General features: G+C 64.4%; 7 protein-coding genes and 1 other RNA gene. 6 read left to right on the forward strand and 2 right to left on the reverse strand.

The genetic code is table 11. The features are described from left to right. Positions 1–110: 110 nt before the first annotated feature. Both gap and tkt read right to left on the reverse strand, forming a co-directional pair. A complete protein-coding gene (gene gap / locus ACODSR_RS19830; protein WP_489078305.1) occupies positions 111–1,121 on the reverse strand; it encodes a type I glyceraldehyde-3-phosphate dehydrogenase in 1,011 nt (336 codons plus the stop codon). Between the two features lie 29 nt (positions 1,122–1,150). After that, positions 1,151–3,118 carry a transketolase gene (gene tkt, locus ACODSR_RS19835; protein WP_489078306.1) on the reverse strand — a complete coding sequence of 656 codons (1,968 nt, stop codon included), beginning with the start codon at positions 3,116–3,118 and terminating at the stop codon, positions 1,151–1,153. A 209-nt stretch (positions 3,119–3,327) separates the two neighbouring features. On the opposite strand from tkt, the gene ACODSR_RS19840 reads away from it, so the two are divergent. The 6 genes from ACODSR_RS19840 to aqpZ all read left to right on the forward strand — a co-directional run bounded on the left by ACODSR_RS19840 (position 3,328) and on the right by aqpZ (position 6,072). Continuing rightward, positions 3,328–3,519 (forward strand): hypothetical protein, encoded by a 192-nt coding sequence (locus ACODSR_RS19840; RefSeq protein ID WP_489078307.1) that lies wholly within the window; start codon positions 3,328–3,330, stop codon positions 3,517–3,519. Continuing rightward, complete coding sequence (locus ACODSR_RS19845) at positions 3,512–3,847, forward strand: cell division protein ZapA (protein WP_489078308.1); 336 nt, start codon at positions 3,512–3,514, stop codon at positions 3,845–3,847. Before ACODSR_RS19840 ends, ACODSR_RS19845 begins: the two co-directional genes overlap by 8 nt. Before the next feature lie 11 nt (positions 3,848–3,858). Continuing rightward, positions 3,859–4,015: non-coding RNA, 6S RNA (gene ssrS / locus ACODSR_RS19850), on the forward strand. Between the two features lie 228 nt (positions 4,016–4,243). After that, positions 4,244–4,831 carry a 5-formyltetrahydrofolate cyclo-ligase gene (locus ACODSR_RS19855; RefSeq protein ID WP_489078309.1) on the forward strand — a complete coding sequence of 196 codons (588 nt, stop codon included), beginning with the start codon at positions 4,244–4,246 and terminating at the stop codon, positions 4,829–4,831. After that, positions 4,828–5,070: a DUF2842 domain-containing protein gene (locus tag ACODSR_RS19860; protein WP_489078310.1), complete on the forward strand. Its 243-nt coding sequence runs from the start codon at positions 4,828–4,830 to the stop codon at positions 5,068–5,070. Before ACODSR_RS19855 ends, ACODSR_RS19860 begins: the two co-directional genes overlap by 4 nt. Positions 5,071–5,340: 270 nt before the next feature. Continuing rightward, on the forward strand, positions 5,341–6,072 hold the full coding sequence (gene aqpZ / locus ACODSR_RS19865) for an aquaporin Z (protein ID WP_489078311.1): 732 nt from the start codon (positions 5,341–5,343) through the stop codon (positions 6,070–6,072). Positions 6,073–6,207 lie beyond the last annotated feature (135 nt).

Here is a 6,207-nt window from a genome sequence, read left to right on the forward strand (position 1 = left end):
CCGTTCGGGCTGAGCGAAGTCGAAGCCTTCGCCTGAGCGGAGGCGAAGGCACCTCGCTTTGCTCGGTGGAACCCTTCGACTTCGCTCAGGGCGAACGGATTTATGGTGTCTTACAGGAAGCTCGCCACCACGCCGGTGGTGTCGATCATGCGGTTGGAGAAGCCCCATTCATTGTCGTACCAGCTGAGCACGCGGACCAGCTTGCCGTCGACCACGGCGGTTTCCAGGCTGTCGACGGTCGAGCTGCGCGGATCGCCATTATAGTCGATCGAGACCAGAGGCTCGTCCGAATAGCCCAGCACGCCCTTGAGCGGACCAGCTTCCGACGCTGCCTTGAGCAGCGCGTTGACCTCGTCCTTGGTGGTCGGGCGGCTGGGAATGAATTTCAGGTCGACGACCGAGACGTTGGGGGTCGGCACGCGGATCGACGAACCGTCCAGCTTGCCCTTCAGTTCAGGCAGAACCTCACCCACTGCGCGGGCAGCGCCGGTCGAGGTCGGGATCTGCGAGAGGGCGGCGGCGCGGGCGCGGCGCATGTCGCTATGCAGCTGGTCCAGCGTATTCTGGTCGTTGGTATAGCTGTGGATCGTCGTCATGAAGCCGCTTTCGATGCCGATGGCGTCGTTCAGCACCTTGGCGAGCGGAGCCAGGCAGTTGGTGGTGCAGCTGGCGTTGGAAATGACGATATCGTCGGCGGTCAGCGCGTCATGGTTGACGCCGAACACGACGGTGCGATCGACATTGGTGCCGGGCGCGGAAATGATGACGCGCTTCGCGCCCGCGGTCAGATGCGCGCTCGCCTTGTCCTTGGTGGTGAAGATGCCCGTGCATTCCAGTGCGATCTCCACGCCCAGCGCCGCGTGCGGCAGATTGGCGGGGTCGCGCTCGGCGGTCACCTTGATCTTCTTGCCATCGACGACCAGGAAATCGCCATCGACGCTGACGTCGCCCTTCCAGTTGCCATGGACCGAATCGCGCTTGAACAGCAGCGCGTTGGACTTGACGTCGCCCAGATCGTTGATGCTGACCAGTTCCAGGTCATGGTCGGTGCGCGAGAGAATGGCGCGCGCCACCAGGCGACCGATGCGTCCGAAACCGTTAATTGCTACCTTCGTTGCCACTGCACTAGCCTCCTGAAGTTGTTGTTCGGTCAGTTGTTGAGAGCGGCCACGATCTGCGGCGCGATTTTGGCGGCGGTCAGGCCGAAATGGTCATACAGCGCTTCCGCCGGGGCCGACGCGCCGAAGCTGTCGATGCCAAAGCGCAGCCCGGCGATACCGGTGTGACGCTCCCAGCCAAAGGTCGTCCCCGCCTCGATCGACACGCGCAGCACATGATGCGGCAGCAGGTCGTCCTTGTAGGATTGGGGCTGCGCTTCGAAATGCGCCCAGCTGGGCATGGACACGACATCGGCACCGATGCCCTGCTCTTCCAGCAGCGTGGCGGTATGGACCGCGATCTCGACTTCGGATCCGGTGGCGATCAGCACGACCTTGCGATCGGCGGTTGCGGCGCGCAGGCGATAGGCGCCCTTGGCGGAGAGATTTTCACTCTTCTCGGTGCGCAACTGCGGCAGGTTCTGGCGGGTCAGCGCCAGCACCGACGGGCCGGTCGCATCCTTTAGGGCGAGTTCCCAGCATTCCGCCGTCTCGACAATGTCGGCGGGGCGATAGACATCCAGGTTCGGGATCATCCGCATCGACATGACATGCTCGATCGGCTGGTGGGTCGGGCCATCTTCGCCAAGGCCGATGCTGTCATGCGTCAGCACATGGATCACCCGCTGCTGCTGGAGCGCGGCAAGGCGGATGCCCGCGCGCATATAGTCGGAAAAGACGAGGAAAGTGCCGCCATAGGGGATGACGCCGCCATGCAGCGCCATGCCGTTCATCGCGCAGGCCATGCCGAATTCGCGGATGCCATAATAGACATAGCGACCCGAATAATCGTCTTTCGTCAGCGGGCCGGTCGACTTGGTCTTGGTATTGTTCGATCCGGTAAGGTCCGCAGAACCGCCGAGCGTTTCGGGCAGCAGGTCGTTGATCGCACCAAGAGTCAGTTCGCTGGCCTTACGGGTCGCGACCTTCTGCGGGGCGGCGATCAGGCTGTCGATATAGGCTTCGAGCGAGAAGTTAGCGGGCAGATCGCCAGCCATGCGACGGGTAAATTCCGCGCCCTTCTCATTGCTTGCAAGCCGGGCTTCCCACGCAGTGTGAACATCGCCACCCTTGGCGCCAATCGCCTTCCAGGCGGCAGCAATGTCGGTGGGAATGACGAAGGGCGCCGCGTCCCAGCCCAGAAATTCGCGCGCGGCGGCGACTTCAGCCTCGCCCAGCGCGGAACCGTGGACGCCAGACGTGCCCGCCTTGTTGGGTGAACCATAGCCGATCTTGGTGGCGCAGGCGACGAGCGAGGGGCGCGAATCGGCGACCGCTTCGGCCAGAGCGCGGCGGACATCGGCAACGTCATGGCCATCGCACGACACGACATGCCAGCCGGTCGCTGCGTACCGGGCGCGGACATCTTCGCTGCTCGACAGGTCGACCGCGCCGTCGATGGTGATCTTGTTATCATCCCACAGCACGATCAGGCGGCCAAGGTTCAGGTGACCGGCAAGACCTATCGCCTCATGGTTGATGCCTTCCATCAGGCAGCCGTCGCCCGCAATCACCCAGGTGCGGTGATCGACCAGATCATCGCCGAACTGCGCGTTCAGGTGCCGTTCGGCAATCGCCATGCCGACGGCGGTGGCAAGCCCCGAACCCAGCGGACCCGTGGTCGCCTCAACGCCTGCCAGCTCGAAATTTTCAGGATGGCCCGCGCACGGGCTGTGCAGCTGGCGGAAATTGGCGATGTCCTCGATAGTGGGGCGCGCATAGCCGGTCAGGTGCAGCAGGCTGTAGATCAGCATCGACCCATGCCCCGCCGACAGGACGAAACGGTCCCGGTCGGCCCATTTGGGCTGGGTCGGATCGAACTTCAGATAATCGCTGAACAGCACCGTTGCGACGTCTGCCATGCCCATCGGCATCCCCGGATGGCCGCTATTGGCGGCCTGCACCGCGTCCATGGAAAGCGCCCGGATGGCGTTGGCGAACGACTTATCGGAAACGGTCATCGGCAGCGTGCGTCTTTCCTGAACAGGACTGGCCTGAATAACACTAAGCAGCCCGCAGGCTGTGCGGGCGAGTCGAGATCGCGCCTCCTTTGTCGCGTCAAGCCCCATGCGTCAACCGCGGCGGGCCGGAAAGCGGCCTCTTGTAGGTCCAATGATCGCTTTTGTGCCGCGCCAAGTTTCGCTATGCGTGACGAATGGCAAGCGAGCGCATGATGCAGGCAATTGGCACGCTGGAACGTGCAGTGGGTCGGCTCGAACAGGATGTGGCCCGCCTGGCCGCCGCCCCATCCCCCTCTCCACTTCCCACTAGCGGTCAGGATATGGATGTGGACGGCGCCCGTGCGGCGCTGCGTTCGCTCGATGAGCTGATCGCCGATCTGAAGGGCCGGACCATTGGCTGAAACCACGCTGCACATCGCCGGACGCCATTATGACATACGATGCCGCGATGGTGAGGAAGCACATCTCACCCATCTCGCCTGCCTGATCGAGGAGAAGGCGCGCGCCGCGCAGCAAGGGATGCCGGGCATGACGGAGGTGCGCAGCTTGCTGTTCGCCGCTTTGTTCCTGGCCGACGAACTGAACGACTTGCGCCGCGATACTGCGGCCCGCCAGCAAAGGCTGGCGCTGGAGGCGGAGGATGAACCGGCGGCGCAGGCGATAGAGGCGCTGGCAGCGCGCATAGAAAAGCTGCGCGACGGGCTTGCCGCCCGCGCCGCGGACGCCTAGATTGGGGTCGACGGGTACTGCCTGGTACGAGCTTTAGCGAACATCCCTGAGGCGATAATCACATCCTAGGGGGCTGTCCCTGGGCGGGCTCCGGCCCGATCTATATGGTCCCCACCTGACGTTGAGGCGTCAGAGGATTTTCCAGCAAACGGCCAAGGCGGTCCCGTCACCCTGCCTTCTTTTCCGTCCAGCGGGTGTGAATGTTCCCGATGCATCCAACATGGCGTTTCCATACCAATCCGCATCCTCCCCTTGCAGGGGAGGTGGCTGGCCGCAGGCCAGACGGAGGGGTGTCGCGCTATCGTGAGGGCGACACCCCTCCGTCAGCACTTCGTGCTGCCACCTCCCCCATGGGGGGAGGATTTTATAATAGCCTGCTAGCCCCGGAAGACTCCCATGCGCGATAATGGCGACACCATCGACAAGACGAGCTTGCGCCAGATCGCGCGCGACCGCCGCCGTGCCTTTGTCTCGACGCTTGACCCGCTGGCGCACCGGCTGGCGTTCAAGGTGCTGCCCTCCCCCCTCGCCCGGCGCATCGCAGACGCGCATGTAGTGGCGCTCTATATGGGGCTGGACGATGAAGCGCCTGCCCAGCGGCTGGCGCACCAGCTGAGCGCCATGGGCAAGACCGTGGCGTTGCCGCGCGTGCTGGATCGGCTGGGCAGCATGGACTTCCTGCGATGGCAGCCTGACGACATCCTGCTGCCCGGTCCGTTCCGCACCAGCCACCCGGAACCGGGCGATGGTCCAGTGACGCCTGACGTCATCATCGCGCCGCTGGTCGGGTTCGATCGCGCCCTCAATCGACTGGGCCAGGGCGGCGGCTATTATGACCGCGCTTTTGCCCGCTTGCCCGACGCGCTGCGCATCGGCATCGCCTGGTCGGTGCAGGAACAGGATGCCGTGCCTGCCGACCCGTGGGACTTGCCGCTGCATATGGTGCTGACCGAAGTCGAACTGATCGAAGGACCGCTGGCATGACCATAGACCCGCGCCATTATCATCAGCCTAGCTGGCGCAAGCCGGTGGGGATGCTGGCGATCGTCGGTCTGATCGCGCTGTGGGCGGTGATGGTGGCCAGCCTGTCGGGCCTGATCGGCACGCTGCCGGTCTGGGCGCAGACGCCGCTCTATGTCGTGCTGGGGATCGTGTGGATCTGGATACTCCCGCTGCGTCGGCTGCTGGCCTGGATGGAAACGGGGCGCTGGCGGCGCGGCTGATTAACAGCGGTGACAAGCGCACCACCTGCCTGTATCTGTTCCGTTGAGGAAGCGTAACGGCCTGTCCCCGATTGCGGAGACGCGCGCTGCTTCCTGACTGCGGAAGGGGGGCAAAGCCATGTCCATGCGCCAGTCGACACAGAAGGCGCGCTTATGGCGCGAACCTGCCCCCTTTCCGTCACATCTGAACCACCGGGCGGCGGCCACCGCGCGCCGGGGGACGCACAGCCTGTCGGTGGCCCTTGCCAACCCCTACAGGAGGACGATGCGATGGTTCCCATGAGCAAACGGCTGTTTGCAGAAGCGTTCGGCACATTCTGGCTGGTTTTCGGCGGCTGCGGCAGCGCGGTGCTGGCGGCAGCCTTCCCCGACGTCGGCATCGGCCTGCTGGGCGTCAGCCTGGCGTTCGGGCTGACGGTACTGACCATGGCCTATTCGATTGGCCATATTTCTGGATGCCATCTCAATCCCGCCGTTACCGTCGGCCTGTGGGCAGGCGGGCGCTTTCCGGTGCGCGACATCGCGCCCTATATCATCGCGCAACTGATCGGCGCCGTCATCGCGGCGCAGCTATTGCTATTCATCGCCAGCGGTCAGCCGGATTTTGCCCTGACCGGCACCGGGCTAGCGGTCAACGGCTATGGCGCGCAATCGCCCGGCGGCTACAGCATGGAAGCGGGCCTTGCGATTGAGGCGGTGCTGACGCTGGGCTTCCTGGTCATCATCCTGGGATCGACCGACAGCCGCGCGCCCGCAGGCTTTGCGCCAATCGCGATCGGGCTGGCGCTGACGCTCATTCACCTGATCAGCATTCCGGTGACCAACACATCGGTCAATCCGGCGCGCAGCACGGGTCCGGCGCTGCTGGTCGGCGGGTTGGCGGTGCAGCAATTATGGCTGTTCTGGCTGGCCCCGATGGTCGGCGCGCTGGCCGCAGGCGGCATTTATCGCTGGCTGGCAAACGAACCGCTGGCTCCTGCCATCACGGGCGACAATCTGTAACCTAAGGACAGGCGGGCCGATACCATGCGTGTCGGCCCATTCATCTGCGCGATTGCGCCATCCCCTGCATCGGCAGGAAATGGCGCGAGTGACGGGGCTCGAACCCGCGACCTCCGGCGTGACAGGCCGGCACTC

This window comes from Sphingobium sp. FG125, assembly GCF_057809795.1.